This window comes from Proteus hauseri ATCC 700826, from assembly GCF_001654965.1.
Taxonomy (GTDB): Bacteria; Pseudomonadota; Gammaproteobacteria; order Enterobacterales; family Enterobacteriaceae; genus Proteus; species Proteus hauseri.
This window is the reverse complement of sequence record NZ_LXEV01000007.1, coordinates 67,437-86,854: the sequence shown is the minus strand read 5'-3', so window position 1 is coordinate 86,854 and position 19,418 is coordinate 67,437. Positions and strand designations below refer to the sequence as shown.

Below are 19,418 nucleotides of genomic sequence, written 5' to 3'. Positions count from 1 at the left end.
AAGTAAAAAATAAAGCGGCAATTGATAAAGAATTCCGTCCTGGTATTGAAACCACTGAACGTAACTATCGTTATAACGGTTGGAAAAAAGCCGTTGCACGTGCTCAAGAGTGGGAAGATCGCGGCTAATTGCTCAACATAATTTAAAGCGTTAGAGAGAGGTAGCTCAGGCTACAAAACTAAAATGCCGATAGCTTATAAAAGCTATCGGCATTTTTCTAAGATAAATATTAAAATCTATAATTTCGCTAAACAGTATGCTCTTCATGGCTAAAACGATGCGCTAGCGGTACCCAGCAAAGCACAATAGCAACCGACATAATAAACATAATCATTCCTAAGCTAAATTGATTGTGTTGTGGTAATAATGCCGAAAACCATGTTGCTATACCTGAACCTACATTTTGTAAGCCACCCACTAATGCCCCAGCTGAACCTGCTAAATAAGGAAAAGGCTCCATCGCCCCAGTTGTTGCTAATGGAAATAACATTCCTGCACCAAAGAAAAATAAAGCCGCAGGAACGAGCAATGTCCAGATATTTATAATGTTTAGCCAACCAGGGATCCACATTAAAATACCAGCTGTTAAGCAACAAAAAACCGAATGCCACATTAATTGAACAAAGGTTTTTCCTTCACGCCCAGCATACCAAGCACCAAAAAATGCCGCAGGAATAGGCAGAATAAATAAAATACTAATCGTAATACTATTTAATCCTAATACCCCACCCATTAACACACCACTACAAGCTTCAAAAACAGCAATACCAGATAATGCACAAATCAGCATAATCAGAAAAGCACTGAACGTACTGTTTGATAACAATAAATAAAAAGAGGACAGCATTTTACGTTTTTCAGCTTGTACTGGACGCGTTTCAGGCATCCAACGATACATACAAAACAAAACACTTGTTCCTAATAATAATAGGAAGATATAACAGGCATGCCAGCCAAAAAAATGTGCAACCACACCACCAATCATTGGTGCTAATAATGGGCTAACAAGCACCCCCATATTCAGCAAACTGTTGGCGTAACGAAGTGCTGTGCCTGTATATAAATCACGAGGTTGAGTACGTGTCATAACACCGGCAACACCTGTACCCATACCTTGTAATGTACTTGCGATAACTAATGTGGTTAGATTTTTTGAAAAAATCGCCACTAATGTTGCCAAACAGAAAATGGTCATGCCAATCAAAATGACGGGGCGACGCCCTATTCTGTCGGAAATAGGACCATAAATAAGTTGTGAAAATCCATAAGAAAAAAGATAGGCGCCCATTACTTGTTGTACGGCACCTGTCGGCTCACCGAAATAAACCGCCATATCAGCAATGACAGGAACATAAATAGTTTGGGTCATTTGCCCCACAGCAACTAGTGCAATAATCAGCAATAACAGATTTGCATGTTCTAACTTTCTCATTTCTTTGCTCAAGAATTAACAATTAACAGATTAACGGACAGGAAAACACTCCAGAGGATTTATTTAAATAAACTCTGCGAATGCACTTCTGCTAAGAATGAGACTAAGGTAACAAATTTAGAAAAATTTGCGAGATAGTCAGCAATTTTTGTATGAGTGCTAATGTCAGAGAAATACACCATAGTTGTCAATATAAATGTACATTTTATATCAACAATTAACAAAATTTCAGATTAATAACGCCAGCACATCATCTTGATAAATAAAAATCAGCATCTTCTTTAGAATAAACAGGCGATATACGCGCGTTCATAAGAAAGGAGATAACATAATATGGCAAACTGGGTCAGTGGAAAAGTTATCCAAGTTCATCATTGGACAGAGGCATTAATGAGTCTGATTGTACAGGCACCTGTCGATAAGTTTACAGCAGGGCAATTTGCAAAATTGGCATTAGATATCGAGGGCGAACGTGTACAACGTGCCTACTCTTATGTAAATTCTCCAGAAGATCCTAATTTAGAATTTTATCTTGTTACGGTGCCAGAAGGTAAACTAAGCCCTAATTTATCAGCGCTCACTATTGGCGATGAAGTGCTTGTAACACAGCAAGCTAGTGGTTTTTTTGTCTTAGAAGAAGTTCCCGATGCAACAACCTTATGGATGCTTTCAACTGGTACCGCTATTGGCCCGTTTTTATCTATTTTACAACTCGGTGAAGATCTAGAACGGTTTGAAAATATAGTATTAGTTCATGCTGTTCGTTACGCCAACGATTTAAGTTATCTTCCGTTAATGGAAAAACTAGTCGAACGTTACCAAGGTAAATTACGCATACAAACTATTGTTAGCCGAGAAAACCATATTGGTTCATTAACGGGACGTATTCCGGCATTAATTGAAAATGGTGCCTTAGAAAAAATAGTGGGATTAACCATCACCCCAAAAGAGAGTCACATTATGCTATGTGGTAATCCACAAATGGTTAGAGATACTCAACAACTCCTTAAAGAACAGCGGGAAATGCGTAAACATTTACGACGTAAACCGGGGCATATCACTAGTGAGCAATATTGGTAATCGCTATGCTCGTGACAAAAAATAAAACTAAGGGCTGACTTCACTAAGAAATCGGCCCTTACTTGTTAATCTAAGACTGTCGATAAATAGCAATTAAAGTTAACGTAAACGTTTATAGTCAACTTTTTCTGTCTGTTGCCCAAAATAATTAGCACCATCAGTACCAACAAATACACCGCAATCGAGCAATATCACCATAATAATAAATAGAGGAAGAAAGCGCCCTATTGCCCATTGCCAAAACGAGTCTAAACTACTGGTATCGGCTAATCCTAGCATCACAGCAAATAACAAAAGTAAAATCCAAATACCGCGTTTATTTCTGTCATGTAATCTTTTAGTAAAAATAGCACACATAGGATAGAGGATAATAAACAATAACACCCAAGTTAAGATCGTAGGTAGCGGGTAATATTCATTTAAAAGAGAAAAACCTAAAAACAGGACGAAACACACCCCAAAACCAGACCAAAAATCACGACGCCCAATTCGACCTTTGAATGAAAACGCCCAATGTTGTAATGTCATTAATATTTTCTCAATAGTATACTTATTTAGTGAGTTACTCTGTCCATTTGCTATCCAATAATACAGACTGAGTTTATTTTCACCTATAGCAGAACAGACAAACGGAGGACAGATGATAAAAAAAAGCATCGATAGAACGTTAATTCCGATTATTATCAGTATTGCTCTTTGTTTGCCAACATCGGTTTTCGCAACAGTAGAATTAGTCGCACAAAAACAACCTAGTAAAGATGATATTTCTTACCTTAAACAGGATGCACCTGTTTTTGAACTTACTATTCCTATGTTGCGCGCAAATTTCAACCAGCGAAACCCACTATTATTTTTAAACGAATATAAAATTATTACCAATAACGATATTACGATCCCTCTCGTTAGAGCCGCTACACGCATCACACCTTATTTATATTCATCGGCCGTGTTAGAACGTGGTAGCGAAAAAATAAAAAGCCTACAACTCACGCTAATTCACACCCCAGAATCACCCGAAATAGAAAAACAGAATCTTGAAATAGCAACAAAATACATTACATCATTTGTGGCACAATTTGACGTTTCTATTACCCCAACACAAATTCAAGAAGTACTCGATTTATTCGCCTTCAAAAATAATATTCCCGTTTATATTAGCCATAATGTAGGCGCAATTCGTTATATTATTACTAACGAAGGAACTCAACTAACAACCTTTGCCATTGAACCCATTAAGCTGTCACTCAATAGCAATATCGATTCAGCTATTCCGTGATAAAAAACAAAGCTATTCTATTCAATGTTCTCTATACTGTTGTGTATCAACATAATTGTATGTGTTTATCAGCAAATTTAATTTAAACCACTCGGTTGGAGGAAAAGTTATGCGCCATCCATTAGTCATGGGTAACTGGAAACTCAACGGCAGCATTAAAATGGTACACGAATTAATCGCTGCATTACGTAAAGAAGTTAGCGGTGTTGCAGGCTGTGACGTTGCTATCGCACCACCTACAGTTTATCTGTGCCAAGCTCGCCACGAAGTTGGTGGTAGCCGTATTGCATTAGGTGCTCAAGATACGGGTGTTAACCTATCAGGTGCTTTCACTGGTGAAACTTCCGCAGAAATGCTGAAAAATGTCGATGTTAAATACGTTATCATCGGTCACTCAGAGCGTCGTACTTACCATAAAGAATCAGATGAGTTTATCGCTCAAAAATTCGGTGTATTAAAAGAGTTAGGTTTAACACCTGTATTATGTATTGGTGAAACTGAAGCTGAAAACGAAGCCGGTAAAACACAAGAAGTTTGTGCTCGCCAAATCGATGCTGTTTTAAATGCACATGGCGCGCAAGCATTTAAAGGTGCAGTTATCGCTTATGAGCCAATCTGGGCTATCGGTACAGGCAAATCTGCAACACCTGCACAAGCTCAAGCTGTTCATAAATTTATTCGTGACCATATCGCGAAGAAAGATGCCGCTATCGCTGAACAAGTGATTATCCAATACGGTGGTTCTGTTAATGATAAAAATGCGGCTGAATTATTTGGTCAACCAGATATCGATGGCGCATTAGTTGGCGGAGCTTCACTTAAAGCAGATGCGTTTGCCGTTATCGTTAAAGCAGCAGCAGAAGCTAAAGCGAAAAAATAATTTTTATCTTAATAGGTTTTACCTTTAATCGATAAAAAATAGAAAAAATCACCTTACTACATTAAATAGAAGGTGATTTTTTTATCTCTTACTTTTTCTATTTTGTATTAACGACGACTAATTTCATCAAATACACCCCCTGAAGCAAAATGGGTTTTCTGTGCTGATTGCCAGCCACCAAAAACCTCATCAACAGTAAACAGCGTTAACTGAGGAAAACGATCTTGGTATTTTTCAGCTATTGCGCTATCTCTTGGGCGATAATAATTTTTTGCTGCAATTTCTTGGCCCTGAGGTGAGTAAAGATATTCTAAATAAGCAGTTGCTATCTCACGAGTACCGCGTTTATCAACAACTTTATCAACTACCGCAACAGTAGGCTCTGCCAAAATAGAAACCGATGGTGTAACTATCTCAAACTTATCCGCACCTAATTCATTAATAGCAAGTAGCGCTTCATTTTCCCAAGCAACCAATACATCACCAATTCCTCGCTCAACAAAAGTATTTGTCGCACCTCTAGCACCAGAATCAAGAACTTCCACATTTTGATATAAGTTTTTTACAAATGCCTTGGCTTTTTCTTGATCTTGTTGATTCGCTTTTAAACCATATCCCCAAGCAGCAAGGTAGTTCCATCTCGCACCACCCGAGGTTTTAGGGTTTGGTGTAATAATAGAAATACCAGGTTGAATAAGTGAATCCCAATCTTTAATTTGTTTAGGATTTCCTTTTCTAACTAAAAATACGATAGTTGATGTGTAAGGTGCTGAATTATCAGGCAAGCGCGTTAACCATTGTTTATCTATACGCCCTCTTTCTGCTATTGCATCAATATCATAGGCAAGTGCAAGTGTGGCAACATCGGCTTCAATACCATTAATCACCGAAGTTGCTTGTTTCCCAGAACCACCATGAGACTGGCGAATAATGACTTTATCGCCAGTTTTTTGTTCCCAATATTGACTAAACACTTGATTATATTGCTGATAAAGTTCTCTCGTTGGATCGTAAGAAACATTCAATAGTTGAATATCTTTAGCCCATGCATTACTAGAAAATACGAGTATTGCGAAAATCGTTGATAAGGTACTCCATCGTTTAAACATGTCTATCCCCTATATTATTGAGTTTCATAACAGGCTGACAGAAAGCGTTATAACGATGAAATAATAAAAAACGACTCGTTAGATAAAACAAGCATATGCGAGCATATATAAGAAGTAAGAGCAGAATGTGTGAAAACGAGAGTTAAATAAGAAAGCCAAATGAAATGTTTTCATCGAACATCGAGAAGCTGTTCTGATGCAAAATCAGATGCATCAGAACAGTTCACGAATAAGGAGATCAGCTGAAAAAACGTATACTTTAATACAGTTTTTTCGCGGTTTCATACCAATCAGATTTGAAGACACGCTTCATATTCATCACTGCATCAATAATATCGTGATGAACTAATTTTTCGTTTTGGATCCCAACACAACGGCCACCAAAACCTTCTAATAGAAGCTGTACTGAATAAGCCCCCATACGAGAAGCAAGGATCCTGTCATAAGCGACAGGAGAACCACCCCGTTGAATATGACCTAATACGGTTGCACGAGTTTCATGTTTTGTTTCAGTTTCAATAAAACGTGCTAATTCATGAACATCACAAACGTGCTCAGTGATTGCAACGATAGCATGACGCTTACCGCGCTCAATACCCGCTTTAATTTCAGCTAATAACTCATTGCGATCAAAATGCAGTTCAGATTCTGGCAACACCACAAATTCACAACCACCGGCGATAGCAGCAGAAAGTGTTAAGTCACCACAGTAACGTCCCATCACTTCAACGATAGAAATACGTTTATGAGAAGTCGATGTATCACGTAAGCGGTCAATTGCTTCAACAGCTGTTTCTAATGCGGTGAAATAACCGATAGTATAATCAGTACCCGCAACATCATTATCGATGGTGCCAGGTAAACCAATACATGGGAAACCAGCTTCAGTTAATTTTTTTGCACCAAGATAAGAACCATCGCCACCAATAACCACAAGTGCATCAAGTCCATTTTGCTTCATATTTTCGATAGCAACAGCACGAACATTATCTTCGCGGAACTCAGGGAAACGGGCAGAACCAAGGAAAGTACCACCACGGTTTATCATGTCGGATACACTAAAGCGGTCGAGTTTTTTCATACGGTTTTCATATAGCCCCATATAGCCATCAAAAATACCGTAAACCTCTAAACCTTCACTTAGTGCAGCACGGACAACACCACGGATTGCGGCATTCATACCCGGTGCATCACCACCACTTGTTAAAACCCCAATTCTTTTGATCCCATTGACCATGATTACCTCTGATTCTTATTCGATGTAATTATTGCAAAATTGTCGGAATAACTTTTTTATATCAATACTGGCTTATTTGGTATAATTCGCCAATATTGCAAATGCTGAATTGATTCAACACCACCATTGTACGGATATTTTTTATCACTTCATCATTATCGTACATTTTTTTTAATAAACTTGACGCGCATTAAACAAATCAGACAGCCTGTATAACAATTATACGTATTAAAAATAGGTTACTGGCTACGTTAACACTTTTTATACAGATACTTTACTGCCTTTTTGCTTTCATCTCAAAAAAACGCTATTTATGCTAAAAATTATCATCGGCAGATTTCGATAAAAATTGAATTTACTCTTTTAAAGAGCAGTTACACTTTATTTTTCACTTTTTAGCGTTCAATCATTCAATTTGAGATAGCATTATAAAATAATACTAATCCCCTACACTTTTGTGACTAATAGCAACATTTGTGCTCTTTTTTACCGATTTTATGCCTAGACTGTTACAGTATATCAAGAGGTACCTCTCCTTCTGATGGAAAAAAATAACGTGTTGTAATGATTACCTCTTGGATTATAGATGTAATGACCCATTCTTTATGATTAGAACCATTACGGTGTCAACACAGCACCTAAATATGCACAGCATATAACACCGTGATACCAACAAAAATTCTTACTGAAGGTTTACGACCCGAATACTCTGAGGCGTTGTTGTAGGAAATGATAGAAATAATGTAGACTAATGTAGAAACCATTCCGCACATTAATTCGTAATTTTATTATCTATATAGATAGATTTTTGTAATTCATTTTTCATAGTTACTCACCTAAGATAATATTTAGGTTATATGTATGAAATATCTGTCTATAGACACTAATACCAATTTTTAGTCTCTATTTTTTATATTAAATCGCTAGTTACAATTTACCCTAGGCTCTGTAAGTCATGAATAAAGAAAATAAACGTAAAATTAGAGTAGGACTCATCGTCGATGAATTTTTTGGAGCCGCAAATACAAGATTTGGCGGTTATGGTTATTTAGCCAGATACTACATAGCAAAATATTTAAAAAATGATGAGTTTGAATTTGATGTTTTACTTGGTAAGGGAAAAAGTCATTTTTTTGCTGAAAAAAATGTTGTTGATGGCGTTACATTATATAAATTACCTCGTAGAAAGTGGTTCACCCAACAATTCTTAAAAAAGAAAAACTACGATATTTACTTCAGTGTTGAGCTCACTCACGACAATATATTAAAAAATGAATTAGACCCTAACAAAAAACTAATTCTTTGGATCCAAGATCCAAGACCAATGTACGAATGGGATGAGATTTTTACTGTCGATTTAATTCCTGAAACATCCTACTACAACCAAAAAATTTATGATCTTGTTCATGATTGGTATAAAGCGGGAAGAGTGCGTTTTATCACACAAGCAAAATGTTTAAATCAAAAAGCTATCGATTTATATCAATTAGATAAAGATGTTCCTATTGAATTTGCACCGAACCCAATTGATATCGACTATAATTTTGATGTTTTAACTTACCCTAAGCAAAACAACATTGTCTTCTTAGGCCGCATTGCTTCAGTTAAGCGCGGTTGGATTTTTTGTGAAATCGCGAAAAAAATGCCCAACTACAATTTTTATGTTTTAGGTAAAATATTTAGAGCTGATGATAAAAATCACGACATTATGTCTGAATATGAAAAAATCCCTAATCTACATTTTGTTGGTCATGTTGAAGGTGAAGAAAAAAATAAATACTTACGTGATGCAAAAGTATTAGTTAACAGCTCAATTCATGAAGCATTACCCGTATCATTTTTAGAGGCACTCTCTTTCGGTACACTACTTGTTAGCAATAGAAATCCAGACGATTTAACCTCTAAATTTGGTATTTATGTTGGTGAGGTTTTGGGCAATGGATTTGATAAAGTCGATCTATTTGTCGATGCTATTCAAAATCTAATAGAAAATGAAGATAAAAGAAAAGCACTTTCATTAGAAGCTGTTGAATATATTAAAAAAATTCACAATGTTGATGATTTTATTAAAAATACTCATGCAATTATTAAAGAAGAAATAAAAAACAAATAAAATCTCTGTGACTGTTTTTTTACTATCAACAATTAAATAAACAAAAAGCCCCTTCTAAAGGGGCTATAAAAAGAGTATTTCTACTGATTTCCCGTTGATTACAGCATTGCACAAGTTATTCTTTTTTATCTCAATTATTTTTATTGAACTCAAGCATCTATTTTTTAGGTAGATTTATTATGTTTGTAATTTTTACAAAAATTATTAACCCTACCGAAAAAACTGAACTTACCTAATAGTGAAATAAAAAAAAGCCCCTCTCCAGAGGGGCTGCAAAAGACAGGGATGGTGTCTATGGCAAGGAAAAAACTTCGTTGTTGCTACTTACTCTCTAACTAGGTACTGCTCTACTCTACTACACTCTAACTCAATTACTGTTTGTTGCTGCCATCAAAAGATGACATACGTTGCTGATAATTTTTCTCCAACTGTGTTTTTTGCTCTGGAGTCAGCAACTGATACATTTGGTTATGAACTTTTGCCATCTCGACATGACGTTCGATAGCTTGTTGATCCATATTTTGTACTTGTGCTCTTACTGCAGCTTCATCAAATTGAGATGCAGTCACTAATTTATGCATATTTTCACGATGTTGACGGAAATTAGCGTTGTTATATCTATCTTGATGATGCTGGCGCATTAAATCACGCATTTGGGTACGTTGTTGTTCAGTTAATGTAATTCCATAAAACATATGGGATTCATCAAAATTACGGTTCATCATATGGCCACGTTGTCCATGGTGACCTCTATAATCGCGGCCATCATGCATGCCGTTACCGTTATAACCACAATGATAGTTTCCGTTGTATTGTTGTTCAGCGGAAGGATTAGTATTTGCTGTTTCAGCTAACACCATCGTCGGAGCTACCAAAAACATTGATGCTAATGCAACCATTGCTACTTTACGCATTGCTTTCACTCCTGATTCCTAATTTGGTTATTTCATTGCGACCTAATAACTAACACTTTTCTAAATATGTGTAATTTGTTGCTATGTGGATTACTATACAGCTACACCTGCAAACTAGCGTCAGAGCGTGTAAAAGAACGTAAAGTCATGGATCCGCGCTATTTATTATCGTATTTTTCTCTTGGAGGAATTGACGAATGCATAAAATCTTATTAGTGGATGACGATCGCGAATTAACATCGCTATTGAAAGAACTGCTTGAAATGGAAGGCTTTAATGTTGTAATCGCCTCTGATGGCGAACAAGCGTTGAAACTTATTGATGCTTCTATCGACTTGTTATTACTGGATATTATGATGCCACGTAAAAACGGAATTGAGACGCTAAAAGAGTTACGCCAAAATTTCCAAACCCCTGTCATTATGTTAACAGCACGAGGAAGTGATCTTGACCGAGTGCTTGGCCTAGAATTAGGTGCTGATGACTATTTACCTAAACCTTTTAATGATAGAGAACTTGTTGCACGTATCAGAGCTATTTTGCGCCGTTCTAACTGGAGTGAGCAAAAACAGACTGACAGCAACACATCGCCTACGTTACAAGTTGATAAATTACAGCTTAATCCTGGTAGACAAGAGGCAAGTTTCGACAACGAACCTTTAGAATTAACCGGAACTGAATTTACATTGCTTTATTTACTTGCTCAACATTTAGGACAAGTGGTGTCTCGTGAACACTTAAGCCAAGAAGTCCTTGGCAAGCGTTTAACGCCATTTGATAGAGCAATTGATATGCATATTTCTAATTTACGCCGTAAATTACCAGAGAGAACAGATGGACAACCTTGGTTTAAAACATTACGTGGCCGCGGTTATCTGATGGTTTCCATAACGTGATAAATAATTTCTATGATAAATAGTCTGTCAGCGCGCATTTTCGCAATATTCTGGCTGACGCTAGCACTAGTTCTTGTGCTAGTTATGATGGTACCTAAGCTGGACTCGCGCCAGCTTACCACTCTATTAGAGAGTGAATACCGTCAAGGTGTTATGCTAGAACAACATATAGAAGCTGAACTAGCCCAAGATCCTGCTAATGATCTGCTTTGGTGGCGGCGTTTAATTCGCGCTATCGATAAGTGGGCACCACCAGGTCAGCGCCTTATTATTGTCACCAGTGAAGGTCGAATTATTGGTGCGCAACGCAATGAAATGCAAGTTGTCAGAAACTTTATTGGTCAATCTGATAACGCAGATCATCCCAAAAAGAAAAAGTATGGTCGTTCTGAGATGTTAGGGCCATTTTCAGTACGAGATGGTGAAGATCACTACCAACTTTACTTAGTACGCCCATCGAGCAGCCCGCAATCTGACTTTATCAACTTATTATTTGATAAACCTTTGCTACTTCTTATATTTACCATGCTTATCAGTACACCATTATTAGTATGGTTATCTTGGAGTTTAGCAAAACCGGCAAGGCAGCTTAAAAATGCGGCTGATGACGTTGCTAAAGGTAACTTACGGCCTCATCCAGAGCTTGAGACGGGTCCTCAAGAGTTTTTAGCGGCAGGTACAAGCTTCAACCAGATGATTAGTGCATTAGAACGCATGGTTGCAGCTCAACAACGATTAATTTCTGATATTTCACATGAACTTCGTACCCCACTCACTCGTTTACAACTTGCCAGTGCTCTTTTGCGTCGCCGCCACGGTGAAAGTAAAGAATTAGAGCGCATTGAAACAGAAACTCAGCGTCTCGACGGTATGATTAACGATTTACTGGTGTTATCTCGCAATCAATACAAAAACGAATTATTACGTGAAAATGTAAAAGCCAACGAATTATGGGACGATATTTTAGATAACGCCAAATTCGAGGCAGAGCAGAGCAATAAAACATTACAAGTCATCGCACCACCGGGGCCTTGGACTATTTATTGTAACCCTTACTCGCTTGCTAGCGCTTTTGAGAACATTGTGCGCAATGCGCTGCGTTATTCAAACTCACGCATTGAAGTGGCCTTTAAAGAACAGAACCAAGGCATTTCTATTATTGTGGATGATGATGGCCCAGGTGTTAACCCTGAAGACAGAGAGCATATCTTCCGACCTTTCTATAGAACGGATGAGGCACGAGATCGTGAATCTGGCGGTACAGGTCTTGGTTTAGCCATTGTAGAAACCGCAGTAAGTCAACACCGAGGTAATGTAAAGGCGGATGACAGTCCATTAGGTGGATTACGCATAGAAATTTGGTTACCAAGAGCAGGGGCAGTGAATAAAATATCGATAACTTAACTAAATATTTATTGATAAAAAATAAAATATTAGGCTTTAGATATATAAAATGTCTTGAGCCTATTTTTTGATAAAGATATAACTTACAATATGAGCCGTTTAAAAATGTAGAAAAATACATGTCTACAACTGAACATATATTATGAGAATGATAAAATATCTGAGTAGTGAATAAAAAATGCTTAATTTTATGGATAAAAAATGAACGAAATCTTTTACTATTTAAGTATAAATAATATTATTTATGCTCTATTTATCATTATTTCTGTTCTAATCATATCTTTTTTATTGAATAAAATCATTGAGATAGCTCCAACAGGAAGCCATAATGATTTAATCTTAGAAGGCCTACGAGGAATATCATGCTTACTCGTTTTTATTGCACATTCATACCTAGCCATATCTACAACTGGAATAAAATCACCAACATTTGAAATTCAACCTATATATTCGTTTGAAAAAATGGGAAGTTTTGGTGCTGATATGTTTTTTTGTTTAACTGGTTTTTATTTTCCTCTGTAATAAAAAACCCCAAAATAGATATTTCTTTTTTTCAAAGAAGAATATATCGATTATTACCAGCATATCTTGTTGCATCAACAATAGTACTCATAATTTTCATCAGCTTAAAACTTTCTCAAATAAAATCCATAGATGATATTCTTTTGTTATTACAGAGAATTTATGGCTTTGGTTTTTGAGGTAATGGAATAAAATTAGGTAATAGTGTAGATAATAATATCAATGTTGTCATATAGATATTACCATATGAATGGAAATTTTATACTATTATTCCATTTTTAGCTTGCGCATATTCAATTAAGTCATTAAGAATACTAATTCATACATTGTAATATACTTCGGCTACATAAATGATACTGTTTTATGGACTAACTTCTTAACTGGCTTTATAGCATCTTATATCACAAAATCTGAAAAGAAAATTGCTCGCTACATTTCTTATATAATCATGATTATATTATTTATATTTATTCTTTTTACAAAGCAAAAACCTCATGCTTTTGAAACATATCTTTGTATATCTGCACTTTTCTTTGTATTTATATACTCAAGACCTCCTATATTTAAAAATAAAATAATTTTTAATATTGGAATTGTCAGTTACAGCTTGTATCTGCTTCATCAACCAGTACCGAGTATAACTTTTAATTTATATTCAATGTTTATTGATCTAAAAAATATATCTACAAATTTATTTATGGTTCTGTTAACAGGATCTATATTATTGGCCCTTCTTTCATCATATATAATGTATAATTATATAGAAAAAAGATTCAAACTATCTTCTTCAAAATAGAAAGCACATACATTACATAATAAATTGATACTTATAATAAATACTACTTTCGTTACAGACAATTTAATTAAGATATTATTTAATCAATACTAAAATAAATATCTGAATCTATTTTTCTAAAAAACTGAATTTTTAGCCCCCACCCAACAAATAGTATCTTTTATTCTAATAATCTATTGCTATCAAAAAAACATTTCCTCTTTATTAACTTTAATTGATATAATTCAGAAAGATCTGGCTAAATCGACTACTATTCTGATATTTATATTCTCATAATCAATGATATAATAAGCTATAATTACTTGACTGACTGATTGTGAAAGTCTACTCTCAGATCAGCTTTGGCTAGAAACCAATCTATTAATATAAAAATTCCTTATTTAACATAACCATAAGGATTTAAAACTGACTTATTGGCGCACTGGGAGCCGTAAACCTAGTGCGGTAGCTATGGAAAAATATGATTAGTCATCTATCAAAAAGAAAAGTCGCATTTATAATGAGCATTTATAAAAATGATCAAATTTCATTTTTAAAAGAATCATTAGATAGCATCCTAATTCAAACATACAATAATTGGGTACTAAGGATAAAAATAGATGGTCCAGTAGAACCATCTGTAATTGAACTAATAGAAAAATATAAAAATGATAATCCTTCTTATGATATAAAATTCTTCTACAGAAATGAGAATAAAGGATTAGCAAAATCATTGAATGAACTCATAGATTATATTATAGAATATGACAATGATGTAAAATATATAGCAAGAATGGATGCAGATGATATTAACTATTCAGATAGATTAGAAAAGCAAGTCTCATTCTTAGAAAGAAATAAGACGGTAGATGTTATAGGAGGAAGTTGCCAAGAATTTGGTACAAATTTTTCTATTATAAAAAACATGGAAATTGAACATAGTAAATTAGTTAATGATATTTTTAAAAAATGTCCTTTTGTGCATCCTAGTGTTATTTTTAGAAAATCTATTTTTCTCAATGGCTTTAGATACCCAATGGATACAGTGTTATCTGAAGATCTAGCTTTTTGGTTTTTATTGATTGAAAGTGGACATAAGTTTTCTAACATCGAAACACCGCTGATATATTATCGAACATCTGATGATATGTTAAAAAGAAGAAAAGGGTTAAAAAAAGCTTTTAATGAGATTAAAATAAAAATCTTCTATATGAAAAAGTTGAAAATGATAAACATGAGAAATATTATTTTTATTTCTTCTTATTTTTTAATCAGAATTTCACCAACCTTTTTTGTCAGATATTTATATAGATACTTAAGATGACTATAACATTTATTTATTGTTTTATATTTTTTTCTTCTATATTCTTACCTACAATTAGAATATCAGGAATGCCCATACTAATATCTGATATTCTAATGTGCTTTACTTTGTTTTTATCTATTATAGAATTAATAAAAAGAAGAACATATGTAAATAAGAGAATATTCATTCTCATGTATCCCATTATATTTAGTTTAATGATAATGTTATACAGAGCATTATTTAATGAAAACATATACTTCAAAGATATTTTATTGCCATTTATTCAAATTAAAATGGTATTATTTTTATTTAGTTCTTTAGTTTTATGGAAACATTTAAGAAAAGAGTCTCTTTTTAAATTTATTATAATTTCCATTATAGTTCAGCTTATAATAGCAACATTACAAAAAATAAATATTCCTTTATTTTCAAGTGGCTTTTTTTATAATTATGCTGTTTATAATGCAATGAGTAATGTCTATTATGGCGGAAATATTGATCACATTATAAATACTCACCTAAAAGTTACCTTTAGACCTATTGGATTTATTGGCTCACCGACTATTTTAGCTACATACTTTCTTGTTATTTTTTCTCTTTGGAACATTATGAGTTTTAGTAAAAAGAAAGTAATCCTAATAGGATATTCATTATTACTGTGTTTTAGTAAAATAACTATTTTAAGTTATATTATTTATAACTTTTTAGTTAATCTATTAAAAACAAAATCTATTAAAAAAATATTAATAATAGTAATAAGTGGTATAGTTTCACTATTATCATTCATCCTGTTTCTTATGATAAATGATAGAATTTATAATTATTTCATTAGAAGTATTGATGGTTCAGATTATGGTGTTACTCATAGAAAATCTGTTTTAGATTATATATCAAATTTAAATATTGAATCTATTTTATTTGGTATTGGAGGTGAGCCGCCATTTATTTTTGATAGCGGTACACTACTTACTATTTTTAGATTTGGTGTCGTTTATTTATTATTAATATACTATGCATATTATATGATATTAAAAATATTTAGTGTTAAAAATAGTCATTTATATCTATTTTTAATATATGTATTAGCAGATATGACAATTGGTGTATTTCATAATCAAATGTTTTTCTACTTAATAAGTTTTAGTATTTTATATAGCAAATACATAAAAGAAAAAAATGAAAGATAAACTTTGGAAATATATAGATCAATTTCTATTTGCTTTGATAAATATTGGTACCATACTATTTATATCTAAATTTATAAATGAATATGAAGCAAGTAAATATATTTATGTGACAACATTTACATCTTTATCTTTAGTTGTAAATGCTGCATTTATAATTTCACCGACTTGGTACTATTGTACTAATATTGAAAAATTAAAAGAATATCACTCTTTTAATTTATTACTCTTAATATTATCTAGTATAATAGTTAGTTTTTTCATCTATAATATTATGCATGAAAAAAACATATTACTATCTATTAATATATTTTTCCTTTGTTTATTATTTCCTTTATTTGACTATCTAAGAAGAATTTTATATATCCTAAATGATGAAAAAAAAGCAGGAATAAGTTCTTTATTACTTGTCTGTACTACTTTAACATCTTATATAGTACTTAAATTCGTCTATAACATAGAAGAATATATATATTACATCTCTTATTTAGTATTATCCTTATTTATTTCATCTCTATTTATCTTAATTAAAATAACACTAACATATAAAATACAATTTTATTTTGAAATGTTATTTTCTCCTCAAAAATTAAAAAGTTATATTAACTTAGGTAAGTGGTCAGCCTTATCAATGCTTTGCTTTTGGGTTTCAACTCAAGGTATATTTATTATTTTTAATAATTATATCTCAGAACAAGCCTTTGTAACTTCTAAAGTTTGCTTAAGTTTTTCAAGTGTTATTGCTATTTTTTTCTCTGCAATAGAAAATAATTTAATGCCTTCATTGAGAAAAAATATCATCAATAAAGATCTTATTAAGATAGAAAAAATAAAAATAAAATACTTTAAAAATGGATTACTTGTATCTATTTTATTTACATTTATTGCCATTTTTTCTTATTTCATATTATATGATTTTAATTATACTTCTTTATTTATTCTTTTAATGCTTTGTTTTTATCAAACATTTAGTGGAATATTCAAAATATATGCATACTTACTTAAATCTATAAATAAATATAACTTATTATTTTATATAAACCTATCATGTACAGCAGCAGCGTTAACTTTAGCGTATATGTTCTTAGAAAAAAATAATTTTTTAATTAGTATTACAATTTTAATATTCGGAATATCCACATCTATTTTATATAAAATAGCATTACATTTACACTTTCAATTGAGATAATTTTTAATGGTAAACCTAAATCATATTAATACGAAAATAGGTGTTCTAGATACAAGCATTTGCTCTATGAATGTTGGTGATTTTATTATAATGGATTCATGTTATAAAGTAATATCTGAATTATTCCCAAATACTCAAAAAGTTCATTTTCCTACACATGAGAGAATAACTAGAGTCGGTCTAAAAAGACAAAAAGAAATTGAATTAAATTTTTTATGTGGTACTAATTGTCTTAATTCGTCAATGTTTTTACATAGACAGTGGAATATTGGGTATTTAAATTCAATATTAATGAAACCAGTTGTATCTCTTGGCGTAGGTTGGGGAAACTATCAAAATGCTCCAGATCTTTATACAAAAATATTACTACAAAAAATGTTTTCTAATCAACATTTATTGTCAGTAAGAGATAGTTATACTGAGGATAAATTCAAACTAGCAGGCTTAAAAAATGTTATAAATACATCATGTTCAACAATGTGGACATTAACTCCAGAGCACTGTCAGTTAATTCCACAAAATAAAGCCGATGATGTTGTATTTACTTTAACAGATTATAGAAAAAACAAAGAATTTGATTTAAATTTAATTAAAGCATTAAAAAAAGCATACAATAATTTATACTTCTGGGCTCAAGGCTCGCAAGATTATAACTATTTTATGAGCTTTAATAATGAAATAAATGATATAAATGTAATACCAGCCAATTTAAAATCTTTTGATTATCTCCTTGATAATCATACCTCTTTAGATTTTATTGGTACTAGACTTCATGCTGGAATTCGAGCCCTACAAAAAGGTAAACGAACCACTATAATTTCAGTTGATAATAGAGCTGAAGAAAAAAAGAAAGATTTTAACTTAAATGTAATACCTAGAGATTGGGAAATATCTAACTATATAGAGTTCTTTAATAATTCTTATATAACAAATATTAAAATTCCATTAGAAAATATTGGTAAATGGAGAGCTCAATTTGAATAAAAAAAATATTCTTTTTATTATTTCTTCTCTGGAAAAAGGTGGACCTGTAAATCAATTATTTGAGCTTCTATCAAAAATAAATGAGTGTAGTTTTAATATAACACTACTTTCATTATCCAGCCTCGAAAGTAATAAATCAAGATATAACGATTTTTTAAAATTAAATATAGAATTAATTTCTCTTAATTATGATGGATATAATCTTTTCAAGATAAATTCTGAAATTAAAGAAATTATTTTACAGAAAAATATTAATGTGATTATTTCTCAAGGATTTAGAGCTGATATTTCATTACCTAAATTAATAAATCAGAAAAAAATATCTATCCTTCATAATTATATATACCCTGACTATAAACATGAATATGGATTAATCAAATCTATAGTAATGTCACTACTTCATATTTATGCACTAAAAAAAGTAGATACTGTAATTTCAGTATCTCAAAGTGTCAGCGAATATGTAAAGTCAAAATATAAATTAACTTCAATATATATTAGAAATGGGGTAAAAGAAAAAGAAGAAAAAAATAATTCATTTAATGAAAAAAAATTCATTAACTTAGTTTATGTTGGAAATTTAGATAAAAGAAAGAATGTTAAAACTCTTTTAAAATCCTTTGATAAACTAGATGGTGATTTCAGATTACGTATTATAGGGTCTGGCCCAGAAGAAGAGCTCTTAAAAAAGCAATATTCTTTAAATAAAAAAATTACGTTTGAAGGCTATAGTAACCATGTGGATAACATTCTATATGAATCAGATATTTTTATATCCGCATCTACTTTTGAAGGATTACCAATGGCTGTACTAGAAGCTTTGTCTATTGGCATTCCTTGCATTTTATCAGATATACCTCCCCATAATGAGATTATTAATTTAAATAAATCTTTTGGTGAAATTTATGACTTTGATAAGGATAATAATCTTGATGAAAAAATTTATTCTTGTATAGAAAAAAACAATCAAGATATTCATAATAATTTTATTAAATACTTATCATCAGGTCGAATGGCAAAAGAATATATAGATATTATAAAAAAATAAATTTTATTAAGATATAATTAAGCTACAGAATTCTCATCTATATTAAATTTATATAAATACTTTAGATAA

Annotated in this window: 17 protein-coding genes; 12 read left to right on the top strand and 5 right to left on the bottom strand. The window is 32.4% G+C overall.

What is annotated here, in order from left to right:
* Positions 1-247: 247 nt before the first annotated feature.
* A complete protein-coding gene (gene emrD, locus M997_RS02040; RefSeq protein ID WP_064718459.1) occupies positions 248-1,432 on the bottom strand; it encodes a multidrug efflux MFS transporter EmrD in 1,185 nt (394 codons plus the stop codon).
* Positions 1,433-1,765: 333 nt separating this feature from the next.
* On the opposite strand from emrD, the gene fpr reads away from it, so the two are divergent.
* A complete protein-coding gene (fpr, locus tag M997_RS02035) occupies positions 1,766-2,512 on the top strand; it encodes a ferredoxin--NADP(+) reductase (protein ID WP_064718458.1) in 747 nt (248 codons plus the stop codon).
* A 99-nt stretch (positions 2,513-2,611) separates the two neighbouring features.
* Here fpr and M997_RS02030 read toward each other — a convergent pair whose 3' ends face one another.
* Positions 2,612-3,040, bottom strand: a complete 429-nt coding sequence (locus M997_RS02030; RefSeq protein WP_064718457.1) for a DUF805 domain-containing protein — start codon at positions 3,038-3,040, stop codon at positions 2,612-2,614.
* A gap of 112 nt (positions 3,041-3,152) precedes the next feature.
* Here M997_RS02030 and M997_RS02025 point away from each other — a divergent pair, with 112 nt between their 5' ends.
* Together M997_RS02025 and tpiA are read left to right on the top strand one after the other, a co-directional pair.
* Positions 3,153-3,788 (top strand): DUF1454 family protein, encoded by a 636-nt coding sequence (locus tag M997_RS02025; RefSeq protein ID WP_064718456.1) that lies wholly within the window; start codon positions 3,153-3,155, stop codon positions 3,786-3,788.
* Positions 3,789-3,897: 109 nt separating this feature from the next.
* The gene (gene tpiA, locus M997_RS02020; protein WP_064718455.1) at positions 3,898-4,668 is read left to right on the top strand and encodes a triose-phosphate isomerase; all 771 of its coding nucleotides are present in this window, start codon (positions 3,898-3,900) and stop codon (positions 4,666-4,668) included.
* 107 nt (positions 4,669-4,775) lie between these two features.
* On the opposite strand, the gene M997_RS02015 is transcribed toward tpiA, so the two are convergent.
* Entirely contained in the window at positions 4,776-5,777 is a 1,002-nt protein-coding gene (locus M997_RS02015; RefSeq protein ID WP_064718454.1) for a sulfate ABC transporter substrate-binding protein, read from the bottom strand.
* A 259-nt stretch (positions 5,778-6,036) separates the two neighbouring features.
* Complete coding sequence (gene pfkA / locus M997_RS02010; RefSeq protein WP_064718453.1) at positions 6,037-7,014, bottom strand: 6-phosphofructokinase; 978 nt, start codon at positions 7,012-7,014, stop codon at positions 6,037-6,039.
* A gap of 955 nt (positions 7,015-7,969) precedes the next feature.
* Here pfkA and M997_RS02005 point away from each other — a divergent pair.
* Positions 7,970-9,127: a glycosyltransferase family 4 protein gene (locus M997_RS02005; protein ID WP_064718452.1), complete on the top strand. Its 1,158-nt coding sequence runs from the start codon at positions 7,970-7,972 to the stop codon at positions 9,125-9,127.
* Positions 9,128-9,498: 371 nt separating this feature from the next.
* Here the strand turns inward: M997_RS02005 and cpxP are convergent, their stop codons facing one another.
* The gene (gene cpxP / locus M997_RS02000) at positions 9,499-10,041 is read right to left on the bottom strand and encodes a cell-envelope stress modulator CpxP (RefSeq protein WP_064718451.1); all 543 of its coding nucleotides are present in this window, start codon (positions 10,039-10,041) and stop codon (positions 9,499-9,501) included.
* Positions 10,042-10,238: 197 nt separating this feature from the next.
* Here cpxP and cpxR point away from each other — a divergent pair, with 197 nt between their 5' ends.
* From cpxR to M997_RS01960, 8 genes are all read left to right on the top strand, one after another.
* The gene (gene cpxR, locus M997_RS01995; protein ID WP_064718450.1) at positions 10,239-10,937 is read left to right on the top strand and encodes an envelope stress response regulator transcription factor CpxR; all 699 of its coding nucleotides are present in this window, start codon (positions 10,239-10,241) and stop codon (positions 10,935-10,937) included.
* Between the two features lie 12 nt (positions 10,938-10,949).
* Positions 10,950-12,341, top strand: a complete 1,392-nt coding sequence (gene cpxA / locus M997_RS01990) for an envelope stress sensor histidine kinase CpxA (RefSeq protein WP_064718449.1) — start codon at positions 10,950-10,952, stop codon at positions 12,339-12,341.
* 201 nt (positions 12,342-12,542) lie between these two features.
* Positions 12,543-12,863 carry an acyltransferase family protein gene (locus M997_RS01985; protein ID WP_064718448.1) on the top strand — a complete coding sequence of 107 codons (321 nt, stop codon included), beginning with the start codon at positions 12,543-12,545 and terminating at the stop codon, positions 12,861-12,863.
* A gap of 1,256 nt (positions 12,864-14,119) precedes the next feature.
* Positions 14,120-14,962: a glycosyltransferase gene (locus M997_RS01980; RefSeq protein WP_064718447.1), complete on the top strand. Its 843-nt coding sequence runs from the start codon at positions 14,120-14,122 to the stop codon at positions 14,960-14,962.
* 254 nt (positions 14,963-15,216) lie between these two features.
* On the top strand, positions 15,217-16,131 hold the full coding sequence (locus M997_RS01975; RefSeq protein WP_156510799.1) for a hypothetical protein: 915 nt from the start codon (positions 15,217-15,219) through the stop codon (positions 16,129-16,131).
* Complete coding sequence (locus M997_RS01970) at positions 16,121-17,317, top strand: hypothetical protein (RefSeq protein ID WP_064718445.1); 1,197 nt, start codon at positions 16,121-16,123, stop codon at positions 17,315-17,317. The genes M997_RS01975 and M997_RS01970 overlap by 11 nt, the downstream gene beginning before the upstream one ends.
* A 66-nt stretch (positions 17,318-17,383) precedes the next feature.
* Positions 17,384-18,301 carry a polysaccharide pyruvyl transferase family protein gene (locus tag M997_RS01965; RefSeq protein ID WP_239994708.1) on the top strand — a complete coding sequence of 306 codons (918 nt, stop codon included), beginning with the start codon at positions 17,384-17,386 and terminating at the stop codon, positions 18,299-18,301.
* A complete protein-coding gene (locus M997_RS01960) occupies positions 18,294-19,349 on the top strand; it encodes a glycosyltransferase (protein WP_064718443.1) in 1,056 nt (351 codons plus the stop codon). The genes M997_RS01965 and M997_RS01960 overlap by 8 nt, the downstream gene beginning before the upstream one ends.
* Positions 19,350-19,418: the final 69 nt, after the last annotated feature.